Raw genomic sequence first — 21,622 nt, 5'->3', positions numbered from 1 at the left:
CACGATCTCGTCCGAGGGAGCGATCGAGATCGTCCTGCACGTCAGCACGCTGGAGCCAGGTCCCGACCACGATCGACAGGTCCGGCCCACCGGGCCTACCTCACCGAGCGTGCAACGTCGCAGGCAGGGGCGAGGTCGCGGTGACGTCGGTGAGGCCACCATCAGCTTCCCAGCGGACCACCCCCCACCGGCCCGTGGTGGCGCACTCGGGGTTGACGTCCGAGGTGACCTCACGGGGCCTGACCGCGGTGCTGGCGGTCTGCGTGATCGAGTCGGCGGCATCACGCAGGCGCAGCTGTGCTGTCGGGTCGACGCTCATGGCCCGGTCGGTGATGAACAGGGCGCTGGGGTCCTTCGTCCGCTGTTCCACGGGGCCGGTGAACAGGCGGAGCGGAACGCTCCGGCAGACGTCGTCGAGGCAGTAGTCGGCGGTGCGTGGACCGGTGGGGCTCTGAGCCACGTCGCCCAGCGCACTCAGGTCGAAGGCCAGCCCGAACGGTGGGGTGAGGCTCGTGCACGAGGCCGCAGGATCGAGGGAGGAGCAGGCAGACGTGGCCACCACGAGGACGCACGTCCCGGCGACAGCCGCTGCACGGCGCGGGACCCGGAACGCGGCAGGCCACCTGTCCTCGAGCACGTGACCCATCATGACCACCTGGCGCCAACTGCTGGGCATCGGATCGGCGGCGGAAGCGTGGACCACCGGGTTCCACGGGGCGAGGACCCGGTGCCCGGCCAGGGGTGTCAGGCCTCCGCTCCACGTGGAGGGCCGAGCAGTCCGGGGCTGATGACCCAGAGCACGCGCGCGCCGCGCCGACCGGCGTTGAAGGTGTGCAACGCGCCGGGGTCGAAGGTGAAGGTGTCGCCCTCCTCCAGGGTCACCGGTTCGCCGGCGCTGGCGAAGAGGAGCTCGAGACTGCCGGAGAGCACGAAGCAGAATTCGACGTCCGCGGGCAGCGCGTACGGTTCGGCACCTCCGCCGCCGCCGGGCTCGATCTCGCTGAGGATCGCCGCCATGCGCTGCTCACCGCGGGGGGTGAGCAGGTGCTCGCGCAGGCCGTGACCGCCGAAACCGATGAGCGGGTAGTCGACGCGGCGCAGGACCTGCCCCGCTGGTGCCGGCTCGAACAGTGCCCCCACCGGCAGCTCCAGCACCTCGCAGATGCGGACCAGGACGGCGACCGAGGCGTTGGCCTGGTCACGTTCCAAGCGCGAGAGGAAACCCTTGGTGACCGCTGCGGCGGTGGCCACTTCCTGCACCGTCATCCGCCGGGCGGCGCGCACCGCGCGCAGTCGTGCGCCGATGGGTGCCGGTCCACCGGCGGAGGCGGCCCTGACCGGCTGCATCAGGAGACCGGGGCGCCGGGGGTGGGGGCCGCGACGGCGGTGCCGGTCGGACGGATCGCGCCGGGGTGCACGAACAGGTGCTCGTGCACCGCCCGCCACCCCTGGGCACGCCGGTGGAAGACGATGGTCCCGCGCTCGTCGAGCGCGGACTCGCTCCCCGCCGCACGCACCGTCGTCGCCACGCGGTGCACCAGGACCGCTGCGTCGCTCCACACCTGCCAGTGCGCTTCGCTGGTGGCGCACCCCAGCACGGTGAAGGCGTCCTCGTGCTCCCACCGCTGCCGGCGGTGGGCCTGCAGCGAGGTCAGCACCTCGGGGTGGGTGGGGAAGGCGAAGGTGGCGTCATCGGCGAAGCAGGCGAAGTACGTCTCCAGGTCACCGGCACCGAAGGCGGCCACGAGGCGGTGCGCGAGTTCTCGGACGTCCTCGTCCCGACGTGAGGCGGTGGAGGGGACCTCGTCTCCTGCCACAGCGCACTCCTTGCTCGAAGGTCGACCGGTCTGCGCACCGTAGCAGCGTTGCCTCGCGGGAAACACCGGTTGCGCGGACGTGCTCGACGAGATGCTACCCACGGCCCTCACGTTACGTTCTCGCTACACGGGGCGCGTTTCAGGAAACAAGGGTTGACTGGCAGGTGACCGAGCGGGACCGTGGTGCCCCGGCTCGGGCCTGCGAGTCGGTCCTGATCGACGACGCTCCGCGCACGCTCGTGTGCCGCGTGCGCCAGCCCCCTGCCCCCCCAGGAGCGCTCATGACTTCCCCGACTCCGCCCTCCCACTCCTCCGGCTCCCCAACCGTCCCCGGTGAGCGCTCCTCGGCGATCGAGGTCCGCTCACTGGACTGGGTCCCCACCGCCGAGCGCCACGGCAAGGTCTGGCTGCAGGGTCCGTTCTGGTTCCTGGGCAACTTCCAGCCGTTCACCGTCGCGATCGGCCTGATCGGACCCGCCGTCGGGCTCTCGCTGGGCTGGACCGCCGTCGCCGGGATCGCCGGCATCCTCTTCGGCACCTTCTTCATGGCCTTCCACGCCACCCAGGGCGCCCGGCTCGGCCTGCCGCAGATGATCCAGTCGCGCGCCCAGTTCGGCTACAGCGGCGTGCTGGTGCCCCTGATCGGTTCCCTGATCACCTTCGTGGCGTTCAACGTCGTCGACACCGTCATCATCGGCGCCGGGCTGCAGGGCATCTTCGGGTGGAACCCGGTGGTCGTCGGCATCGTCATCAGCGTCGTCGCCACGGTGCTGGCCATCTACGGCCACGACTGGTTGCACACCACCTTCAAGGTGCTCTTCTGGATCTCGCTGCCGTTCTGGGTCGTGCTCACCGTCGGCGTGATCACCGGGGCGGCCGGCGGGTCGCAGGCCGCCGCCGCCGGCGGTTCAACGGCACCGGGTTCATCATCATGTTCACCGCTGCCGCCAGCTACAACATCACCTACGCCCCGTACGTGTCGGACTACTCCCGCTACCTGCCCGAAGACACCTCCCCCGCCAAGATCATCGTCTCGGTGTTCTGGGGCGCCTCGGCCTCCCCCGCCTGGCTGATCCCCCTCGGCGCCTGGTTCGCCACCTCGCTCGGCGTGACCGACGCGCTGGTGGGCATCCACGACGCCGGCAACACCGTCTTCACCCCCCTGGGCAGCATCCTGGCGATCCTGTCCGTGCTGGCCCTGGTGGCCACCATGGGTCTGAACGCCTACAGCGGCATGCTCTCCCTCGTCACCGCCATCGACGCGGTGCGCCCGGTCCCGCGCACCCGCACCGTGCGCGTGACCGGCATCCTGGTCCTGGCCGTGGTGTGGACCGCCGTCGGCGTCGGACTCAGCGACGCCAGCGAAGCGCTGAACACCGCGCTGCTGGTGATGCTGTACCTGCTGGCCCCGTGGACGGCGGTGAACCTCGTCGACTACTTCTTCGTCCGCCGCGGCCACTACGCCATCGCCGACCTGTTCACCCCCGACGGGTTGTACGGACGCTGGGGCACCCGCGGGCTCGTCGCCTACGCCATCGGCATCCTCATGGAGATCCCCTTCATCTCCGTCGCGGGCTTCTACACCGGCCCCGTCGCCCACGCCCTGGGTGGAGTCGACCTGGCCGTCGTGGTCGGCCTCGCCGTTCCCGGTGCGCTGTCCCTGCTGCTCAACCGGCGCCTGGACGTGGCCACCGAACGCTCGGCCATCACCCGCAGCGAGGACCTGCTGGCCCAGGACGACAGCGCTCGGTGAACCCGGCGCACGGACCCGGGACCCGGCCTGGTCGACGGGCGCCGCACCGCTGGGCCGTCACCCGCCCGCGGCGCAGCCCTCCCCCGTCGACGTTCCCAGCGCCCGGTCCCCAGCGCTGACGACGGCGTCCACCCGGTAGCGCTCCGCCGGTCGACGGGCGAGGGAGCCAGGCTCACCGAGCAGCGTCCCCGCCGAGAACTCCTCGGCGCCGGCCCGTCCTCACCGACGGGAGGGCAGGCGACCACGACCGGCCGTCACGTCGCGAGGGTCGTTTCCAGCTGATCGAGCACCCGCCGCGCCGCAGTGGGGCCGGCGTTCAGGTAGAAGGTGTCGTCGTCGACCTCGACGGCACGACCAGCCCCGACGACGGGGATCGTCGGCCAGAGGGGCAGAGAGGTGAACTCAGCCTCGTCCCCTCCTTGGGCGGAGTAGAACAGGTAGTCCCCGTCCGCCAGAGGCAGCTCTTCGAGGCTGATGTCCCGGGAGGTGTCGTCGGTGAAGCTCTGGACCTGCGGCCGCGGCAGCCCGGCGTCCTCGGCCACCGAGCCGCTGAAGGAAGCGACCCCGAAGACACGGACCCGGTCGCCGTTCTTGCGCAGGAACGAGACGGTCGGAGCGTCGGTGAACCTGCTGCCCAGTGCTGCAGCGCGTTCGTGGTGCCCGGCCAGCCAGTCCTGCGCCTGCTCGCGCCTGCCGAGAGCATCAGCCAGCAACTGGAAGTCCTGCTTCCAGTACAGACCCGTTCCCCGCGTCACCACCGTCGGAGCGATCGCCGACAACGTGGTGTGCAACTGCCCGGTGTCCTGGCCGGCGGCGTTCACGAGGATGAGGTCCGGCGCCAGAGCGGCGAGGGCTTCGAGGTTGGGCTCGGTCCGGCCACCCAGTTCGACGACCGCCTCCAACGCCGCCGCTGACGCGGGGAAGGCCTCCTCCAGGTAAGCGGGCACCGTGCCGGCCCCGTCACCTGCGGTCGAGCCGACGGGGACGAGCCCCACCGTGAGGGCAGCGTCCATCTGCCCCGTGGAGATCACCGTGACGCGCGCGGGTGCACGATCGATGGTCGTGCGACCCCGCGCGTGCGTCACCGTGCGCGGGAACACGCCGTCGACCTCGCCACTGCCCCACCCGGCCGGCAGCTCCCGAGGGGTGACCCGAACCGTGCCGGCACCGGCCGGAGCGGCCGCCGACGACCCGGCGACGGAGGGGGCCGCAGCTGGAGCTGGGTCCTCAGCCGGGCTGCACGACGCGAGGGTCAGGCCACCGGCACCCAACAACACCAACACGCTGCGCCGGGAACGTGGGCGACTGAGCTGATCGTGAGACACGGTGCGTTAGCTTAGCCTCACCTTGTGAGGACCGGTCGGCTCACCACCTTCACGCCCGGTCCGGTCACGACGATGAGCGGACCACCCGCTCTCGGCACGACGCCGTACTGTTGCGCGCATGAGACGCACGGGGACTCCAGCTGACGCGCTGGGTGCCGAGGTCGGCGATCACGCCTGCGTGGCGTACGACGACCGAGCCGACTGGCACACCGCGGCGATCGCGTTCCTCGACGAAGGAGCCCGTGCCGGCGATCGGCTGCTGTACACCGGTGACGGGACGGTCGACGAACTCACCGCCGCGTTGGCAGCGCTCCCCGGCCGCGACGAACTCCTCGCGTCCGGGCGGCTCACCCTCACGCGGACCATCGACTCCTACGGGCCGCCCGAGACCTTCGACGCCGACGTCCAGAGCGCCGCCTACGCCCGCGCCGGCCGGAACGCGAAGACCTCGGGGCACCGCGCGCTGCGGGTCGCCGCGGACATGAGTCCCGTCGCCACGGGTGCTTCCGCCCTGCGCCGGTTGGTCGCCTACGAGCTCGCGGTCGACGCCGTCGTCGCGGCGGAGCCGTTGATCACGCTGTGCGGGTACGACGTCCACCGCATCGGCACGGCCGGCCGTGCCGTCATCGCCGCGCACCCGGTGCGCTGCGGCACCGACGTGCCGCCGTTCTCCGTGACCTGTCGCGAGAACCGCATCGTGATCGGCGGGGAGGTCGACACGTTCGACGTCACCGAGTTCGGCGAGGCGCTCGACGCCGCCGCACTCGTCGCCGACGACCCCGTGCGCATCGACCTGTCCGAGCTCAGCTTCCTCGACGCCGGCGCGACCCGGCGCCTGGCCCAGTTCGTCGGCGCCCAGGGCGTCGCCGGCCGGGAGGTCCTCATCTCGGGGGCGCACGGACCGGCCCGACTGTGCCTGTCCACCTTCGGGCTCACCGGGGACGCGTCGTGACCGTCGAGCTGCAGCCGTCCGGCGGCTGGACGGGGACGGGCCTGGCGCACGAGGCCTTCTTCTTCGCCGACGACGACGAGCTCGTGGCCCGGTGCCTCCCCTTCATCCGTGAAGGCTTCGAGCGCGACGAGGACGTCCTCCTCGTCGGCAGCCGCACCACCGTCGCCGCCCTGGTGTCGGTGCTCGGCGCTGACGCCGACCGTCTGGCGCTCTGCGCCGAGTCCGCGGACGTCTGGCAGGGCGGCCACGGGACGGTGCAGCTGTACGACCGCGTGCTCCGCGACCTGGCGCAACGCGGCAAGGCGTGCCGCCTCATCGGCGAACCGGTGTGGCTGGAGCACGCCGACGCGCAGGAGTGGCACCGCATCGAGACGGCGTACAACCGCGCCTACGAGGACGTGAGCCACTACGCGCTGTGCCTGCACGACCTGCGCCACCTCGCGCCGGCCCACGTGGCCGAGGTGCAGCGGACGCACCCCCTGGTCTGGGGTGGCGCGTCCCCCGTCCCGTCGGCGTCGTTCATGGACCCCGACGCCTACGTGCGCCTGGCGGAACCGGCGTGGCTCCAGGCGCCGCCCGACGCCTCCCGGGCGGTCGTCTCCGACACGCGGACGGCGCGCCGGTTCGCCCGGCAGGTCCTGACGGACGGCGGCCTCGACGACCGCGCGGACGACACGCTGCTCGCCGTCCACGAGCTCGTCGCCAACGCGCTCCGAGCCGCCGGCTCGGCCGAGCTGAGCGCGTGGACGGACGGTGAGGGCCGTCTCGTGCTCGAGGTGCGTGACGACGGCCCCGGGTTCACCGTCGGCGTGGCCGGCTACACCGTGCCCGAGCCGGACGGCGAGAACGGCCGCGGACTGTGGCTCGCCCGGGCCATCGCCGACGACAGCGCCGTTCGCAGCACGAGCGCCGGAACCGCGGTGCGGCTGTTCCTGCACCGCTGACCAGGACGCCGCGCGCAGCGGCGAGCAGGAACCACGGGGGTCGTCGCGGTCGGTCGCCCGCCCAGCGCGGAGCAGTCGCCCGCGGACGGCCACGGACGCGTGCCCTCGTCGAGCACGACCCCGGTGCGGGCTGCGTCGACGAGGCGGCCGCGGAGGCCCACGAACACCCGCCGGGTCAGCTGCGGCAGCGCCGTCAGCGGGGTACCACGGCCACCTCGCCGCGGGCTGCGCAGTCGTGCAGGACTTCGCGGAGGAACACCCCGTCCCCCTGCGCCGGTGAGGGCTGGTGCTGCTGGGCCCGGAGAACCCGTCGCGCTCGAACCCGCAGCCGCCCGCCGAGACGCTCGCCGGGACCGGGGCGCCGGGAACGGTTCACCGCCGGCGCCGCAGGACCCGCGCTCCGCGACGGGCGAGCGCACGCACCCGGTGCAGGTGGTGCGGGACCATCGCCCGCACCAGCGGCAGCGGGGCGACCGCCGCGGACAGGCGCCCGCGACGCGGGCGGGCCCGCCGTTCGACGTCCAACGGAGCGAGGACGAGCCCGAGGCACCCTGCAGCACGGGGAAGCCGACGACGGCATCACCCTGGCCCTGCTCATCGGTGAGGTCACCCACCCCTCCCTGGACTGGAGGTTCCTCACCAGGTGGGCCTTCCGACCGGTGTGTTCACGGCACGACGTCTGAAGCCAGCGACCTCACGGTCATCCCGCGGAGCGGCGCGTCCAGCTCCCGACGCAGACGCTCGGGGCACCAGTGGTGAGTCGACGACGTCAGCGCTGACGGGACTCTGCCTGCGCCACCACGTTCTCACTCGTGCACGGTGGCCGTCGCTCCCGTTTCAGCTCGAGGGCAGAGCCTCACGGTCACGGCGCCCTGCGGGCGCGTCTACTCGGCTGCACCGGCTCGCCAGGTCAACGACAGAGCAGGCTTGGTCTGCAACCACAAACCCCCCAGGGGCACCCGCTCATCGAAGACGACGCCCAGCAGCTCCCGCCCGGCCCGCTTCTCCACGACCAGCGACTGCACCGACTGCAGCTCCACGTCGACCAGCTCCGCACCCGCCGAGGTCAACGACAGCTTGACCAACTCAGACGCCGGCTCCACCTCCAGCTCCACCCGCGCGGCGCCGCGGGTCAGGGTGAAGCGGACGCAGACGTAGGGCCACGGTGCGTCCTCCATGCCGAAGGGGTACGTGGGCTCGCTCTCGAAGAGCCAGACCAGGTCCTCCAGCGCGGGCATCGGATCCATCACCTGACCACTGTGCCCGGCCGGGAGGCACGTCAGGGTCACGGCGCGGACCGGGTCGTGCAGGCACTCGGCCCACACCCCCCGCCAGCAGTGCGGAGTGCTCCTGCACTGCCCGATGTTGACGTTGGACCCGACGTCGACGACACGGCTGACCACCTCGCTCACCAGCACCTCAGCGTCGTCGACGCCACCGCCCGAAGACCGAGGCGACTACCTGCTCTGAGACATCGGTCCATCGACGACGCGACCAGCTGCCCTGGCCGGGCCGTCGTGCGCCCACAGCAACGCGGCCCCCACCGCCGCGGTGGCCGTCGCGACGGCGATCAGCCATCCGGTTCCGCCAGCTGCCAGAACCACCCCACCGACGCCTGCCCCGGCGGCGATGCCGACGTTGAGGGCGGTGATGGCCATCGCACCGGCCTCACCGCGGATCGCGGGCGCGGCCTGCCGAGTCACCGTGACCTGGAACACCGGTGGCAGCAGCCCGGTGAGGAACCCCCACGCTGTCACCGCCGCGACCGCGACGACCGGGTGCACACCCAGAACTCCGAGCGCGCCCAGTGCGGCGATGAACGCTGTCGCCGTCAGCCGCAGCGCGGCCCGCGGACGTCGGTCCGACAGCCACCCCGACACGGCGAGCCCACCGACGCCTGCGGCTCCGAAGACGAGCAGCAGGGGCGCAACGGCGTCCTGGCCGAACCCTGCTCGGGCGGTGAGCAGAACGGCGGTGAAGGTCGCCAGCGCGAAGTGACCGGCCAGCACCAGAGCCGTCGCCGCGGACGTCCACAGGACCGACCGAGCCGAGGGGTCCTTCCACCACCGGTACCCGGTGCGTCGTGAGGCCGACGGCGGCGCCCCACCGGCCCGCAGCAGCGGCGCCGTCGCGAGCACGGCCGGGACGGCGAGCGCCGCGAACGCTGCACGCCACCCCAGCGCCGCGGCCGAGGCGGTGACCAGGGGAACTCCGACGACGGTGGCGGCCGTCGGTCCGGCCAAGACGATCGAGATCGCCCGCCCGAGCCGTTCGGGCCTGACGAGGGAGCTGACGTGCGGCACCAGCAGGGCCCAGACGACACCGTGCGCGGCAGCGCCGACGACGCGGACGGCGAGGGCGGCGGCCAGGGTGGGGGTCAGTGCGGTCGCCACGGTGGCGCCGGCGCTGATGAGCACCGCCACCGCGATGACGCGCTGCCGGTCGAAGCGCGCGGTGAGCCGCACGAGCAGCACGCTGCTCACGGCGATGGTCAGGGCCCACGAGGCGACCAGGCTGCCCGCGGCGGCGCGGGAGACGTCGAGCCCGTCGGCGACCAGCGGCAGCAGCCCCGTGGGAGCCAGTTCGATGGTGACGGTGACGAAAGCGGCCAGGCTCAAGGCGGCCAGTTGCGCTCGGTGTTCCACGTCGGCGACGGTAAGGATTGACACCAGTGTCAAGGTCAACTGCGGAGGTGGCGAGGATGCGCATCGGACAGCTGAGCCGTCGTACCGGGGTGAGCACCCGGATGCTGCGCTACTACGAGCAGCAGCGGCTGCTGAGCCCGCGGCGTGGCGCCAACGGCTACCGCGAGTACGCCGAGGCTGACGTGGAGCGCATCGAGCAGATCAGCCACCTCGTGCGGGCGGGGCTGGGCACCCGTCTGGTGCGGGCCGTGCTCGACATGGGGTTGGCGTCTGGTGACGAGCCGGTGCAGGGGTGGTCGCCGACCTGCACGGCTGCGGTCGCCGACGACCTGCAGGGGGAGTTCGAGCGCCTCGAAGCATCCCTGGTCTGCCTCACCCGCAGCCGGGACACCGTGCGCCGCTACCTGCAGGAGGTCACGGTGGTCCGCAGCACCAGCGTGGCGTAGCCGTCCACACACTGCACCGGGCCTTGCACCACCTGCCGGCGGCAAGGAAGAGACCGCACGGGAAGGAGACCGCACGGGTAGCGGCACGAGAACGCCTCGATCCTCCCCACTTCGTGGGAGGCGCCCCGTCGAACGTCGCCGAGGCCAGCGCCGCTCGCGCGGACCAGGAGCGGCGATCCAGGACCTCGTGCTGCATCGTGGACCAGGAGGTCTCCACCAGCCCGTTGTCCAGCCCGCTGTGGACGCCCGAAGCAACTCGGGCCGTCGAACCCAGCAGACCAACAGCCGGCGTGGACGATGGTTCCTGGCCGCGGACGGCGTCGCCAGCGCGCCACCTGCACGGCGTCGGCGACGAGTTCTGCGCGAACGTGGTCGGCGATGGACCAGCCCACCACCACCCGGCTGAGGACGTGGACCTCGGCAGCACCGTAGGTCTTGCCCTCCGCGGTGGGGTCCCCGGAGGGGCACCTGCCGCTCGCGGGAACTGTCACCGACTCACGACCGGTCCGGTCTCCGGCGACGAACCGGTGCTGGACCGGATCCTCGTGCGGCTCCGGCACCGGCTCCGCGTCGGACCACCTGCGGCGAGGGCAGACACCCACCGGGCCAGCAGCCTTCACGGGTCTGCCCCGGTTCGGTCGACTCCGCGGTGGTGGAACACTGGCGACCACCGAGCCCCCACCGAGCTCCTGCGGTGCCTCGAACACCGCTCCACGTCCTGCACGGCGAGGAAGGATCAGCGTGACCGCGGAGGCGTACTTCTCCACCGACGTCGAAGCCGACGGACCCATTCCCGGCCCCTACTCGCTGTCTGCCATCGGCGTGGCCCTGTGCGGGTACCGCACCCACGCCGGCGACCTCGTCGACGTCCCCGCCGACACCGACCAGCCCACCTTCTACGCCGAACTGCGACCCATCAGCGACACCTTCGACCCCGAAGCCGCCGCCGTCGCCGGTCTGGACCGGAACCACCTCGTCAACCACGGCCGAGAACCCCAGCAGGCCATGCTCGCCATGAACGCCTTCGTCGACGGGACCTGCGCGCGCCTGACCCAGCAGCTGGGCGACCGCGTCCGTCCTGTCCTGGCCTGCTACCCCCTCGGCTTCGACGTCATGTGGGTCACCTGGTACGCCGTCCACTTCACCGGCCGCTCCCCCTACGGGCACTCCACGCACTTCGACGCCAAGACCGCCTTCGCCACCCGAGCCGGTCGCGGGATCGTCGGTTCCACCAAGCGCTTCATGCCCGCTCACCTGCGCAGCAGGCGACGGCACACCCACCACGCCCTCGACGACGCCCGCGAGCAGGGCGAGATGATCATGAACATCATGCGGTGGGACGGCACGTGAGACACCGTGCCGCTCGAGTCCGCGCAGGTCCCACGACTCAGGGGCGGCGGGGCTCAACGCCTCCGGTGCAGCGTCGAGGCGGTGGCGCGCCAGGCCCTCCCCGAGAACTCGCCGGATCGTCGCCCCCTGACGCCCTGCCAGCTCCTGCCAGGGCATCGGTTCGCGTCCGTTCCCGATGACGGCGAGCAGCATCGAAGGACCTGACGTTCACCGCCGACCCACCTCCGACCCAGCAGTGCGGGCTCGCCCACCCGGTTCTCGGGGTAGGTGTGGCGGTGGTTTCGACTAGCGCCCGGAAAAGGCGCCCGGCAGAGGCGCCCGACAGGGGCTTCCGGAACTCCGTGATCGTCACCTGCGGAGTCGATGAACAGCTCGTCACGAGCAGTCGGTTGACGTGCAGGTGCGCCAGGCCCGCCGGCCGGCGGGCACCCTCCCGGTACGTGGTGGCGCTGAGCGCGGGCGAAGGCCGACCGACTGCCTGGCGGTAGGTCCGCCCACGGGGGTTGACCTCGTCCCCGTTGTTAGTGTTTAGTCACTCACATGAGTCCACCGCGACGCTCCACCGCCGAGGCTCAGCGAGCGCGCGTCACCACCAGCGCCCTGCACGCCTCCGCCCGCACCGGTCACCACGCGACCGCGATCACGTCGATCGCCACCGACGCCGCCGGCGCCGGCGGGGATCCCGCGCAGCGACTGGCGGCGATGACCGACGCCTACGTCGACCTGGTCACCGACCGCGATCTGCTCGTGTTCCAGGTCCACACCCGGAGCGCCGCGGACCTGCCCGAGGTGCACCGAGCCCCGCAGCGCGGACCGGCCGTGCTGGTCGGCGTCGTCGAGCAGCACGGCACGGCCTCACCGGCGGCGATCCAGCACTCCGTGGCCCACGGACGGCTGTGCCACCTCGTCGTCACCGCCGACCTGGACGCCCTGGACACCCGATGGGCCCAGTTCCTGACCGCCGGTGTGGAGCACCTGCAGCCCAGCACCACCTGAGCAAGCCTCAGCAGCACTCACCCACTGCGGCACGGCCAGCCCACAGCCCGCAACCTCGACACGACGTCACGCACCAGCCACCCTTTCCGGCCCCACCAAGTGACTGTCCACTCAGTCACTCCGCTGACCACACCCTTGGAGTTCTCGTGAGCACCCTCGACCGATCCACCTCCAGTTCCCCCCGCAGCGCCTCGAGCACCTCCCCGGGGCCCGCTCGCTGGACCACTGCTTCCCTGCTCGCCCTGGCGGCAGCGAACCTGGTCGGCTACCTGGTGCTGGCCGGACGACCGAACCCCGGCATGGCCAGCGCGTCCCTGCTCCCCCTCATCGCCGCCGCCGCCGTGCACCGTGGTCGCCGGTGGGCTCCGCTGGCGGCACTGCTGGCCGTCGCCACCACCGTCGGCATCAGGACCACCGACCTGTCCTTCGACCTCATCCGCCCCGGGGATCCGGCACCCTTCGCCGTGGCCGTCCTGGAACTGCTCGTGGCCGGTCTCAGCCTCAGCGGCGCAGCCGTGACCTGGACCGCCCGCCGCCGCAGCGGGGAGACCTCCGGGCCGTCCGGTGCGGTGTTCGCGATCGCGGGGACCGCCGCGGCCGTCGCCGTCGGCGCCGTCCTGCTGACCGCCTCCCCGCAGGGCGAGCACACCGGCGGGCTGAGCGAAGCCCAACGGCGAGCGCTGCCGAGCGTCGACATGGTCAACTACCGCTTCGAGGCCGCCCAGCTGCGCGCCGGCGAGGGCGAACCGGTGGCCTTCCGCTTCACCAACGACACCGACGACTCCCACAGCTTCACCGTCGACCAGCTCGGCATCGACGTCACCGTGCCCAGCGGCCGGGATCGCGTGGTGGTCCTGGACGCCCCCGCCGGGGAGTACGAGTTCCACTGCTCGGTCGGCAGCCACCGCCGAGACGGCATGGAGGGCAGGCTCGTCGTGACCGCCGACGCCGGCGCCGCGAGCACCCGACCAGCCGCCTCGCTCACGCTCACCGGTGACCACCCGGGTGGGCACCACCATGGCTGAAGGAACAAGTACCGGTCCGGGTGGTCCGCGGCCCGCCGGAGCTGACCGGCGCACCTGGGACCGCTCGAGCCAGCGGGTGTCACCCAGCGAGCCGACTCCCCCGCCCGGGCCCGACCAGCCGAACCAGCAGCGCCGTCCTGCCGTCAGCCGGCGCGCGCTGCTGACCGGCGCGGGCGCTGTAGCCCTGGTCGGGACGTCGGGCGCCCTGGCGCTGGCCCGACGCGGCCCCCGGCTGCCCCTGGACGGCCCGGCCCTGCCCCAGCTGGCGGAGCTGGAGCTGACCACCGGTGCCGACGGGGCCCGCACCGGGCTGCTGAGCGCCGGCAGCACCACCACCGGGCTGGCCTACAACGGCAGCGCTCCGGGACCGCTGCTGCGGCTGCGCGAGGGCGAGCGAGTCCGCTTGAGCTTCCACAACGACACCGGTGCCCACAGCAGCCTGCACCTGCACGGGCTGCCGTTGGGACCGGCGGCCGATGCCCCCTTCGCCCACCTGGAACCCGGCACGGGCGACGTGCGCGAGTTCACGCTGCCGGCCGGCTGCGCGGGGACGTACTGGTACCACCCGCACGCCCACGGCGACGTCGAGCGCCAACTGCTCGCCGGCCTGGCCGGCCCCGTCGTGGTCACCGGCCCCCTGGACCAGACACCCGAGCTGGCCGCGGCCGACGACCGGCTGCTGATGCTGACCCGCCAGGGTTCCGCCCTGCACGCCAACGGGGTCCTGCACCCGGTCGTGCACGCACAGGCGGGACGGGTGCGGCTGCGCCTGCTCAACGCCACCGCCGGGGACCACCTGCTGATCGGCCTGGTCCGCGACGGACGGCGCCAGCCGATGCACCTGATCGCCACCGACAGCGGCTTCACCCAGCGCCCGGTGCCGCTGCAGGAAGTGCTCCTGGCCCCCGGTGAACGCGCCGAGGTGCTGATCGACACCACCCGGGCCGGCACCGTGGGAGTGCAGGCCCTGCCGTACTCGGTCTACGGGCCCGGCGGTGCCACCAGCGAGGAGCGCACGCTGGCCGTGCTGCAGGTTCCCGCCGGTCTGGCGCCACTGCCCCTGCCGCAGCAGTTGCTGCCGCTGCAGCGCCTCGACCCTGCCGCCGCCGTGCGCACCCGCCGCCTCACCCTGGGCGCGGACGGCCACGGGGCCTACACCCTCGACGGGCACACCTTCGATCCCGACCGCGTCGACATCAGCGCCCAGCTGGGAACGGTGGAGGTCTGGGAGCTGGTCAACGAGCACACCACCGACCACCCCTTCCACCTGCACAGCTACCCCTTCCAGGTCCTCCAGCGCGCCGGGACCCCCGAACCGTTCACCGCCTGGCGCGACACCGTCAACGTCCCCGCCGCCTCCACCGTGCGCATCGCGGTGCCCTTGCGCGGCGAAGCCGGCCGCACCGTCTACCACTGCCACATCGCCTCCCACGAGGACCTGGGCATGATGGGCGTCCTGGACGTCCGCGACCTCCGGGAGGTCCGGTCGTGAGGCCACCCCTCGGCTCACGACGGCTCCTGGCGGGAGGAGCCCGGCGGGCGAGGACGACCCGCCGGGAGCCGCCGGTTGACTCGCCTCGTACATTAGTGTTCAATCAATCACATGCTGTCCCGGAGCGCCTCGTGAGGTCCACCGCCGAGTCCCAGCGCGCCCGCGCCACCGCCAGCGCCGTCCGGGTGTTCGCCCGCACCGGGTACCACGCCACCCCGGTGACCTCCGTGGCCGCCGAGGCCGGGATCTCCGCGGCCTACGTCTTCCGGTTGTTCACCGACAAGCTGGGGCTGTTCGTCGCCGCCTTGGAGCACTGCTTCGAGCAGGTGCGCGCGGCCCTCGACGAAGGCGCCGAGCAGGCCACGGGAACCTCCCCCGAGGAGGTGCTCGAGGCGATGAGCGTCGCCTACGCCCGCTTGGTCGCCGACAAGGACCTGCTGATGCTCCAGGTCCACGCCCAGAGCGCCTGTGACGTACCGGAGGTGCGGGATGCCTTGCAGGAGGGCCTGGCCTCGGTGGTGCGCCTGGTCCAGCAACGTTCCGGGGCCGATGACGCGGCGGTGCAGCGCTTCATCGCCTACGGCCAGTTGTGCCACCTCATCGTCACCTCCGGCCTCGACGGGCTGAACACCTCCTGGGCCAAGGCCCTGACCACGGGCATGACGCACGTGGAGCCGACCCCGGCCCCCGGCCCGGCCCGGGCCCGGCGGGCACCGGTGGCGCGCACTCGAAAGACCGCACCCGCATCTGCCTGACCCGCTCCCCGGCCCGGAGCACCGGACTCGGTAGGGGCGGACGGGTACCGATCGACCGAGCCCCTGCGGCCGACGGAGACGCTCAGCGCCGCGAGGAACTGCTGCGCCGCAGCCGCCGTGGACCGGGAGTTCTGCGCGGAGACGAGGTTGCGGTCCACGACCACAGGGCTCGACCACGCCGGGCCGGTCTCCACGGGCCGCCTCCCACGCGCGCAACCGGAACTCGACGACGCACGGAGCCCGGTCGCCGAGCCCACGCTGCTGTTCTTCCTCGTCGGTGACGACGGTCGGGCGACGCCCGGATGGCCGACGCGCTCTGCGCTGCGGGGGCGCCCGGGCCGGTCCCGTCCGGCCCGGGCGCTGCGGGTCACACGCCGGCGGTGGAGGCTGCGCGGTCGAGCTCCAGGTCGCCGAGCGTCACGCCCCGCGCCTCGTTGCCCTTCACCCACCACGTCACACCCGCCGCCGCACCGATCATCCAGAACGCGGCGAGCAGCACGAACATGGAGGTCACGGAGAAGACGACTGCGACCTCGGCCAGCAGGACCTGCCCGACGACCGCGCCCATCCGCCCCACCCCGACCGAAGCGCCCACCCCTGTAGCACGCAGGTGGGTGGGGAACTGCTCCGAGAACGTGGGGTAGGCCGACACCCAGGCGCACGTCGCGAAGAACGCCGCAACCGTGAACGACGCCAGGACGAGCCCACGCGAACCGGTCGAAGCCGCCGCGGCACACCCGAGCATGCTCAGCGCCGCACCGCTGTAGCTGATGACCACCGAGGGCCGGCGGCCCAGGGCGTCCAGCGCCCACGCGACGAGCACACCGCCGGCCAGCGCTCCCACGTTGGCGACCAGGAAGTACCAGGGCAGCGCTGCGTCGGAGATCGGTACAGCGCCGGAGGCGGAGGAGAAGACGAAGACGCTCATCGCCGTGAAGAGGCCGTAGTAGCCGGCAGCCTCGGAGAAGTCCAGAGCCATCCCGAAGAAGAGCTTGCTGCGGTGGTGCTTCCACAGTTCGGTCAGCGCGCCTCGGCCACGCCGTCCCGAGGGGGGCAGCACGTAACCGTCGGCGCTGGTCTGGCCGGTGATCGCGACGACGACGGCGTCTGCCTCGGCCAAACGCCCGCGCGAAGCCAGCCAGCGCGGAGACTCAGGCACCAGACGCCGGGCGAGGAGACCGTAGACGGCGCTGACCACACCGAACAACAGCGTGTACCGCCAGGTCAGGCCGAACGTGGAGATCACCAGGATCGAGACGAGGGAGGAGAGGATCCCGCCCAGGGCCCAGAAGGTCATCACCAGGCCGTTGCTGCGACCACGGTTGCGAGCGGGGGTGAACTCCGAGATCGCCGAGGTGATCGCCGAGTACTCACCCCCGACGCCGAGCGCGGTGATGAAGCGGAACAGCATGAACACCTCGTAGGAGGGTGCTGCGGCACTGGCGACCGCGGCGAGGGAGTACACCAGCAACGTCGCGACGAAGAGGCGTTTGCGCCCCACCCGGTCAGCCAGCCAGCCGAAACCGAGGGCACCCACCGCGATGCCGAAGAACCAGACGACGTTGATCGTCACCGCCTGGTCGGCGCCCAGACCGAACTCCGACTGGATGCCCGGGATGACTGAGCCGATGATCTGCACCTCGAAGGCGTCGAGCATCCACCCGATGCCCAAGGCCGTCGCGATGCGGGTGTGCGCCGGTCTCCAGCGCGTGTGGTCGAGCCGTGCCGCCATGGGGTCCTCCGTGCCGTAGCCGAGGCACCGACGGAGGCAGGAGTCGCGGCAGGTGCTCGTCCTTACCCGCGCGCCGGCGCAGGTCAGGTCATCACCCGGGGCACCCCACGACGAGGAGGGTTGCCGCCCAGCAAGCCGGGGCTCGTCGCTGGGACTCGTGACCGAGCAGGAACCTAGCCAGCTCAAGATCTCGTTGTCAACGACTCCGGCGCCGCCCCGGTCCTCGAGCGATCCCGGCTCAACTCGTGAGCGCACGTCCTGCCGGGCAACAGCATGCGGGCAGCGGCGCGTGGCACCTCTGACGCACCCCTCACGCAGGCCCGGGCCCACGTGGTCACCGGTCGACGTCCGAGTTCCTGGACCACGGGAGCCGCCCGCGCCGCGCGCCCGTGCCGACGCCCTGCTTCCCCGTTGCGGCGGCACCGGTGCCGACCTCGACCACTCTGAACGGCACCGGTCGCGAACGCAGGGTCACGACGCTGCCTCCGCCTCCCCACGGCCGAGCGGGCTCGCTGAGGCCAGCCCTCGCGCCCGCGTCCCTCGCAACCGGCACTGCGCGGGTGCGCATCCGCTGGGAGTGCGAAGTGGGCACTGCTCGCCCTCGCGCTCCCGGCCACCGCGATGCTCAGGGGCTGCGCCACCAGCAGCGACGACGACGGCCCGCGAGGACTGCTCCTGCACGGCCCGCTCGTCGCCTCGACCGGCCACGGCGACGCCGCGTCGGCCGCCCGGACCGGGGCACCCTCATCCGTGACGGTGCGTGCCTGCTCCTCGCGACCCGCCCGGCGGAAGCCCTCAAGTCAGTGACACCTGATCCCGAAATGGTTAGCAAGTGCTCCACCAGACAGCTAGTCATCGGAGGGTTGCCATGTCGCTGCGCGTACGCCCGAGGCTCACCAAGGGCACTCCCGACGCACTCCCGACCTCGTCCGCTGCCACGACGCCGTCGTCAGCGACCACGCCCGCCCCCGACCCCGGGCCGGCACGCTCGTCCTGCCCCGACGAGCGGGTGGGCGACGTGGAGCGGGCAGCTGCGCTGCGCCGGGCGGTGCAGGACCACGTGGCCGCCGGCGCGGTGGTGCAGCACGCCAGTGCGCACCAGGCGGTCCTCACCTGCCGCGAGGCGACCGCGCACCGCCGGCACGCCCTCGCCGCGGTGTGCACCCTGGGGGCGTGGCTGCCGTTCTGGGCCGCCCTCAGCATCGCCCGGAGCCGCCGACGCCACAGCGTGCAGCTCGTCGTGGACGCCTGCGGCGTCGTCACCTCCCGCACGCTCGGGCCGGCCCCCCGCCCCGGCTCCAGGTGACCCCGACGCCACCCCGGTGATCCCTCACCACCACGACCGCAGCCTCGGCAGCGGTGGTCTGCCCACCGCCACGACGCAGGCGGCGGGTCAGCTCGGCCTCGACGCGCACCTCCGACGTGTCGCTCTCCAGCGACAGCCTCGCCCGCCCCGACACGCAGACTTTCGCGCCCTCGCTCAACAGCGGTCCCGTGCAGCAGACGAGCACTGTCTGCTGCCGCTGGAGACGCCGGGTTCGGGGAACCACCGCTCACCCACCCGTCGCGATGACTGCTCCACGACCCCCCGCGACGTCAGCGGTAGTACAGCGCCACCGGTCGTCCGTCGACCTGGCGGATGTCGACGGGGACGTCGTAGACGGCCTCGAGCACGTCCGGGCGCATCACCTCCCCGGCGGCGGCATCGGCGACGACACGACCCTGCCGCACCGCCACGATCCGGTCCGACCAGGTCGCGGCGAAGTTGACGTCGTGCAGGACCACCACCACCCGCTTGCCCAAGTCGTCGGCCATCGTGCGGACCAGGCGCATGGTCTCGGCCATGTGCCGCAGGTCGAGGTTGTTCAGCGGTTCGTCCAGCAGCACGTACCGGGTGTCCTGCGCCAGGACCATCGCGATGAAGGCCCGTTGGCGCTGGCCCCCGGACAGCTCGTCGAGGAAGCGGCCACGCAGCCCGTCCAGCTCGAGGTGGGCCAGCGCACGCTCGATCTGGTCGTGGTCGGTGCGGGTGAGGCGACCGCGGGAGTGCGGGAAGCGCCCGAACTCCACCAGGTCCTGCACGGTCAACCGGGCCGCGACGTGGTTGTCCTGCCGCAGCACCGCCAGCGTGCGGGCCAGCCGGGCCGAGTCGGTCGAGGCGACGTCCATCCCGTCGACGCTGACCCGCCCGGCGTCGGGCGCCACCAGTCGGCTGATCACGCCGAACAGGGTCGACTTGCCCGCCCCGTTGGGGCCGATGAGCGAGGTCACCCCCTCGGCCCCCAGTTCCAGGTGCACGTCGTGCAGCACCGTCTGAGCCCCGTAGCGCTTGGTGACACCGTGCAGGCGGATCATCGGGCTCCCTTGCGCAGGACGAGGTGGAGGAAGAACAGCCCGCCGGCGAACTCGATGGTCGTCGACAACGTCGCTCCCAGGGAGAACACCCGCTCCAGGACCAGCTGACCGCCCAGCAGGCACAGCAGGCCCAGCAGCACGGCGCTCGGCAGGGTCCACCGGTGCCGGAACGTCCCGGCCACGCTGTAGGCCAGGTTGGCGACGATGAGGCCGAAGAACAGAACCGGGCCCACCAGGGCCGTCGAGGCGGCCACCGTGGTGGAGACCACGGTGAACAGCGTCATCACGACACGGCGGTGGTTCACCCCCAGGCCCGTGGCGTTGGCCTGTCCCAGGACCAGCACGTCCAGGACCGGCAGCAGGGGCACAAGCACCGCCAGGCTCACGAGCACCAGCACCCCGGTCAGCACCAGCAGCGTCTCGTCCGGGCGGGTCAGGGAGGCGAACATCGCGTCGGTGACCACCTGGAAGTCCAGCGGGTCCAGCATCCGCTGCATCCACTCGGTCAAGGCGCGGAAGAACGTGCCCAGCACCAACCCGACCAGCAGCACGAGGTGCAGGGACCGGCGCTTGCCGCCGAACAACCAGGTGAACAGGAGCACGCTGAAGGCGACCATGACGACGACCTGGACGACCCACAGGGTCACGACGTCGGCGCCCAGGAACGCCGCGGACCCCAGGGAGAAGACCACGAACGTCGAGATCAGCGCGTAGAACGCGTCGAAACCCAGGATGGACGGGGTCAGGACGCGGTTCTGGGTGATGGTGTGGAACACGACGGTCGAGACTCCGACCGAGACGGCGACCAGGAGCATCGCCAGGACCGTCAGACCGCGCAGGCGCAGCGCGAAGGCCAACGAGCCGGGCACGTCGGTGAACAGGTAGAGCGCCACCAGCGCCAGGACCGCACCGGCCAGGACCGACAGCCGGACCCCCGGCCGGCACCAGGTGAGGCGCAGCCGGCTGCCGCCCGCCGTCCCGGTGCGGTCCGTGAGTCCGGCCGCCGCGCCGGCGCTGCCGGGATCGGCGCCGGTGCCGGTGCCGGTGTCAGTGGGCACGGGTCCCCCTGCGCAGCAGCAGCCACAGGAACACCCCGGCGCCGACGACGCCCACCACGACGGACAGCGGGATCTCGTAGGGGAAGCGCACGAGCCGGGCGACCACGTCGCAGCCCAGGACGAACGCGGCGCCCAGCGCGGCCACCCAGGGCAGCGACCGGCGCACGTTGTCCCCGACCAGCAGGCTGACCACGTTCGGGACGACCAGTCCCAGGAAGGGGACCGTGCCGGCGGTGACCAGGACGGTGGCGGTGATGACGGCCACGACCACCATCCCGACGGCCACCACCCGGCGGTGGTTCAGGCCCAGGTTCGTCGAGAACGCCTCCCCCATGCCGGCGACGCTGAAGCGGTCGGCGGCGATCCAGGCGATGACCACCATCGCCGCGGCGATCCAGAGGAACTCGTACCGCCCGGGCACGATGCCGGCGAAACTGCCCTGCGACCACTGCCCCAGGGACTGCACGAGGTCGGCGCGGTAGGCGAAGAACGTGGTCACCGCCCCGACGACTCCTCCGAGCACGAGGCCCACCAGGGGCACCAGGACGAGCTGACGGACCGGCACCACCCGCACCACCCGCAGGAAGACCCACGTGCCGAACACGCCGCAGCCGGCCGCCACCGCCGCCCGTGCGGGCACCGGTGCGCCCGGCCACAGGAACATCGTGGTCAGCATGCCCAAGGTGGCGAACTCGGTGACGCCGGTCGTGCTGGGCTCGACGAACTTGTTGCGCACCAGCATCTGCATGATGAGGCCGGCGATGCTCAGCGAGGCGCCGGCCAGGACCAGGGCGAGCGTGCGCGGGACCCGGCTGACGGCGAGCAGGAACACCGCCCGCCCCTCGTCCGCGCCGTTCCACAGAGCCAGCGGGGAGACGTCGGACACCCCGGTGAACAGGCTCGCCGCGGTCAGGAGGAACGAGAGCACAGCGATCGAGGCCGCCAGCCGGCGACGGCGGGACCGCCGCCGGAGGACC

Annotated in this window: 20 protein-coding genes, 1 pseudogene and 1 riboswitch; of the genes and pseudogenes, 10 read left to right on the top strand and 11 right to left on the bottom strand. The window is 72.3% G+C overall.

Features of this window, described 5'->3' with window-relative positions; genetic code table 11:
* Positions 1–100: 100 nt before the first annotated feature.
* Genes BJ968_RS22590 through BJ968_RS22580 form a run of 3 tightly spaced genes read right to left on the bottom strand, consistent with a single transcriptional unit; the run spans position 101 to position 1,817 of the window.
* Positions 101–703, bottom strand: a complete 603-nt coding sequence (locus BJ968_RS22590) for a hypothetical protein (protein ID WP_179755687.1) — start codon at positions 701–703, stop codon at positions 101–103.
* A gap of 41 nt (positions 704–744) precedes the next feature.
* Positions 745–1,347, bottom strand: coding sequence for a helix-turn-helix domain-containing protein (locus BJ968_RS22585; RefSeq protein ID WP_179755685.1), 603 nt, complete (start codon positions 1,345–1,347; stop codon positions 745–747).
* Complete coding sequence (locus tag BJ968_RS22580) at positions 1,347–1,817, bottom strand: nuclear transport factor 2 family protein (protein ID WP_179755683.1); 471 nt, start codon at positions 1,815–1,817, stop codon at positions 1,347–1,349. The genes BJ968_RS22585 and BJ968_RS22580 overlap by 1 nt, the downstream gene beginning before the upstream one ends.
* A 281-nt stretch (positions 1,818–2,098) precedes the next feature.
* Between BJ968_RS22580 and BJ968_RS27070 the strand changes: the two are divergent.
* Positions 2,099–3,570 (top strand): annotated as a pseudogene (locus BJ968_RS27070) (purine-cytosine permease family protein).
* A 254-nt stretch (positions 3,571–3,824) separates the two neighbouring features.
* Here BJ968_RS27070 and BJ968_RS22570 read toward each other — a convergent pair.
* Positions 3,825–4,670, bottom strand: coding sequence for an ABC transporter substrate-binding protein (locus BJ968_RS22570; RefSeq protein WP_218885252.1), 846 nt, complete (start codon positions 4,668–4,670; stop codon positions 3,825–3,827).
* 343 nt (positions 4,671–5,013) lie between these two features.
* On the opposite strand from BJ968_RS22570, the gene BJ968_RS22565 reads away from it, so the two are divergent.
* Complete coding sequence (locus BJ968_RS22565; RefSeq protein ID WP_179755679.1) at positions 5,014–5,847, top strand: MEDS domain-containing protein; 834 nt, start codon at positions 5,014–5,016, stop codon at positions 5,845–5,847.
* On the top strand, positions 5,844–6,791 hold the full coding sequence (locus BJ968_RS22560; protein WP_179755677.1) for an anti-sigma factor RsbA family regulatory protein: 948 nt from the start codon (positions 5,844–5,846) through the stop codon (positions 6,789–6,791). The genes BJ968_RS22565 and BJ968_RS22560 overlap by 4 nt, the downstream gene beginning before the upstream one ends.
* A 372-nt stretch (positions 6,792–7,163) precedes the next feature.
* Here the strand turns inward: BJ968_RS22560 and BJ968_RS22555 are convergent, their stop codons facing one another.
* The 3 genes from BJ968_RS22555 to BJ968_RS22545 form a co-directional block, all read right to left on the bottom strand.
* The gene (locus BJ968_RS22555) at positions 7,164–7,316 is read right to left on the bottom strand and encodes a hypothetical protein (protein WP_179755676.1); all 153 of its coding nucleotides are present in this window, start codon (positions 7,314–7,316) and stop codon (positions 7,164–7,166) included.
* Between the two features lie 359 nt (positions 7,317–7,675).
* Positions 7,676–8,203, bottom strand: coding sequence for a hypothetical protein (locus tag BJ968_RS22550; protein ID WP_179755674.1), 528 nt, complete (start codon positions 8,201–8,203; stop codon positions 7,676–7,678).
* Positions 8,204–8,248: 45 nt separating this feature from the next.
* The gene (locus BJ968_RS22545) at positions 8,249–9,436 is read right to left on the bottom strand and encodes an MFS transporter (protein WP_179755672.1); all 1,188 of its coding nucleotides are present in this window, start codon (positions 9,434–9,436) and stop codon (positions 8,249–8,251) included.
* A gap of 56 nt (positions 9,437–9,492) precedes the next feature.
* Between BJ968_RS22545 and BJ968_RS22540 the strand changes: the two genes are divergently transcribed.
* The 6 genes from BJ968_RS22540 (at position 9,493) to BJ968_RS22515 (ending at position 15,500) form a co-directional block, all read left to right on the top strand.
* Positions 9,493–9,882, top strand: a complete 390-nt coding sequence (locus tag BJ968_RS22540; RefSeq protein WP_179755670.1) for a MerR family transcriptional regulator — start codon at positions 9,493–9,495, stop codon at positions 9,880–9,882.
* A 741-nt stretch (positions 9,883–10,623) separates the two neighbouring features.
* A complete protein-coding gene (locus tag BJ968_RS22535; RefSeq protein ID WP_179755668.1) occupies positions 10,624–11,232 on the top strand; it encodes an exonuclease in 609 nt (202 codons plus the stop codon).
* A 540-nt stretch (positions 11,233–11,772) separates the two neighbouring features.
* Complete coding sequence (locus BJ968_RS22530; protein ID WP_179755666.1) at positions 11,773–12,228, top strand: hypothetical protein; 456 nt, start codon at positions 11,773–11,775, stop codon at positions 12,226–12,228.
* Between the two features lie 146 nt (positions 12,229–12,374).
* Positions 12,375–13,253 carry a cupredoxin domain-containing protein gene (locus BJ968_RS26085; protein ID WP_179755664.1) on the top strand — a complete coding sequence of 293 codons (879 nt, stop codon included), beginning with the start codon at positions 12,375–12,377 and terminating at the stop codon, positions 13,251–13,253.
* A 76-nt stretch (positions 13,254–13,329) separates the two neighbouring features.
* Positions 13,330–14,745, top strand: coding sequence for a multicopper oxidase family protein (locus BJ968_RS22520; protein ID WP_218885251.1), 1,416 nt, complete (start codon positions 13,330–13,332; stop codon positions 14,743–14,745).
* A gap of 131 nt (positions 14,746–14,876) precedes the next feature.
* On the top strand, positions 14,877–15,500 hold the full coding sequence (locus BJ968_RS22515) for a TetR family transcriptional regulator (protein WP_179755662.1): 624 nt from the start codon (positions 14,877–14,879) through the stop codon (positions 15,498–15,500).
* 367 nt (positions 15,501–15,867) lie between these two features.
* On the opposite strand, the gene BJ968_RS22510 is transcribed toward BJ968_RS22515, so the two are convergent.
* Positions 15,868–17,232, bottom strand: coding sequence for an MFS transporter (locus BJ968_RS22510; RefSeq protein ID WP_179755660.1), 1,365 nt, complete (start codon positions 17,230–17,232; stop codon positions 15,868–15,870).
* 53 nt (positions 17,233–17,285) lie between these two features.
* A riboswitch (SAM riboswitch) is annotated at positions 17,286–17,395 on the bottom strand.
* 846 nt (positions 17,396–18,241) lie between these two features.
* Here BJ968_RS22510 and BJ968_RS22505 point away from each other — a divergent pair.
* Positions 18,242–18,538, top strand: a complete 297-nt coding sequence (locus BJ968_RS22505; protein ID WP_218885250.1) for a hypothetical protein — start codon at positions 18,242–18,244, stop codon at positions 18,536–18,538.
* Between the two features lie 290 nt (positions 18,539–18,828).
* Here BJ968_RS22505 and BJ968_RS22500 read toward each other — a convergent pair whose 3' ends face one another.
* From BJ968_RS22500 to BJ968_RS22490, 3 genes are read right to left on the bottom strand one after another with little or no spacing between them, the layout of a single operon-like run.
* Entirely contained in the window at positions 18,829–19,587 is a 759-nt protein-coding gene (locus BJ968_RS22500; RefSeq protein ID WP_179755657.1) for an iron ABC transporter ATP-binding protein, read from the bottom strand.
* Positions 19,584–20,645, bottom strand: a complete 1,062-nt coding sequence (locus BJ968_RS22495) for an iron chelate uptake ABC transporter family permease subunit (RefSeq protein ID WP_218885249.1) — start codon at positions 20,643–20,645, stop codon at positions 19,584–19,586. Before BJ968_RS22495 ends, BJ968_RS22500 begins: the two co-directional genes overlap by 4 nt.
* Positions 20,635–21,573 (bottom strand): iron chelate uptake ABC transporter family permease subunit, encoded by a 939-nt coding sequence (locus BJ968_RS22490; RefSeq protein ID WP_218885248.1) that lies wholly within the window; start codon positions 21,571–21,573, stop codon positions 20,635–20,637. Before BJ968_RS22490 ends, BJ968_RS22495 begins: the two co-directional genes overlap by 11 nt.
* Positions 21,574–21,622: the final 49 nt, after the last annotated feature.

Origin of the sequence: Kineococcus aurantiacus, assembly GCF_013409345.1 — a bacterium.
GTDB classification, from domain to species: domain Bacteria; phylum Actinomycetota; class Actinomycetes; order Actinomycetales; family Kineococcaceae; genus Kineococcus; species Kineococcus aurantiacus.
This window is presented reverse-complemented; position numbering and strand designations above follow the sequence as displayed.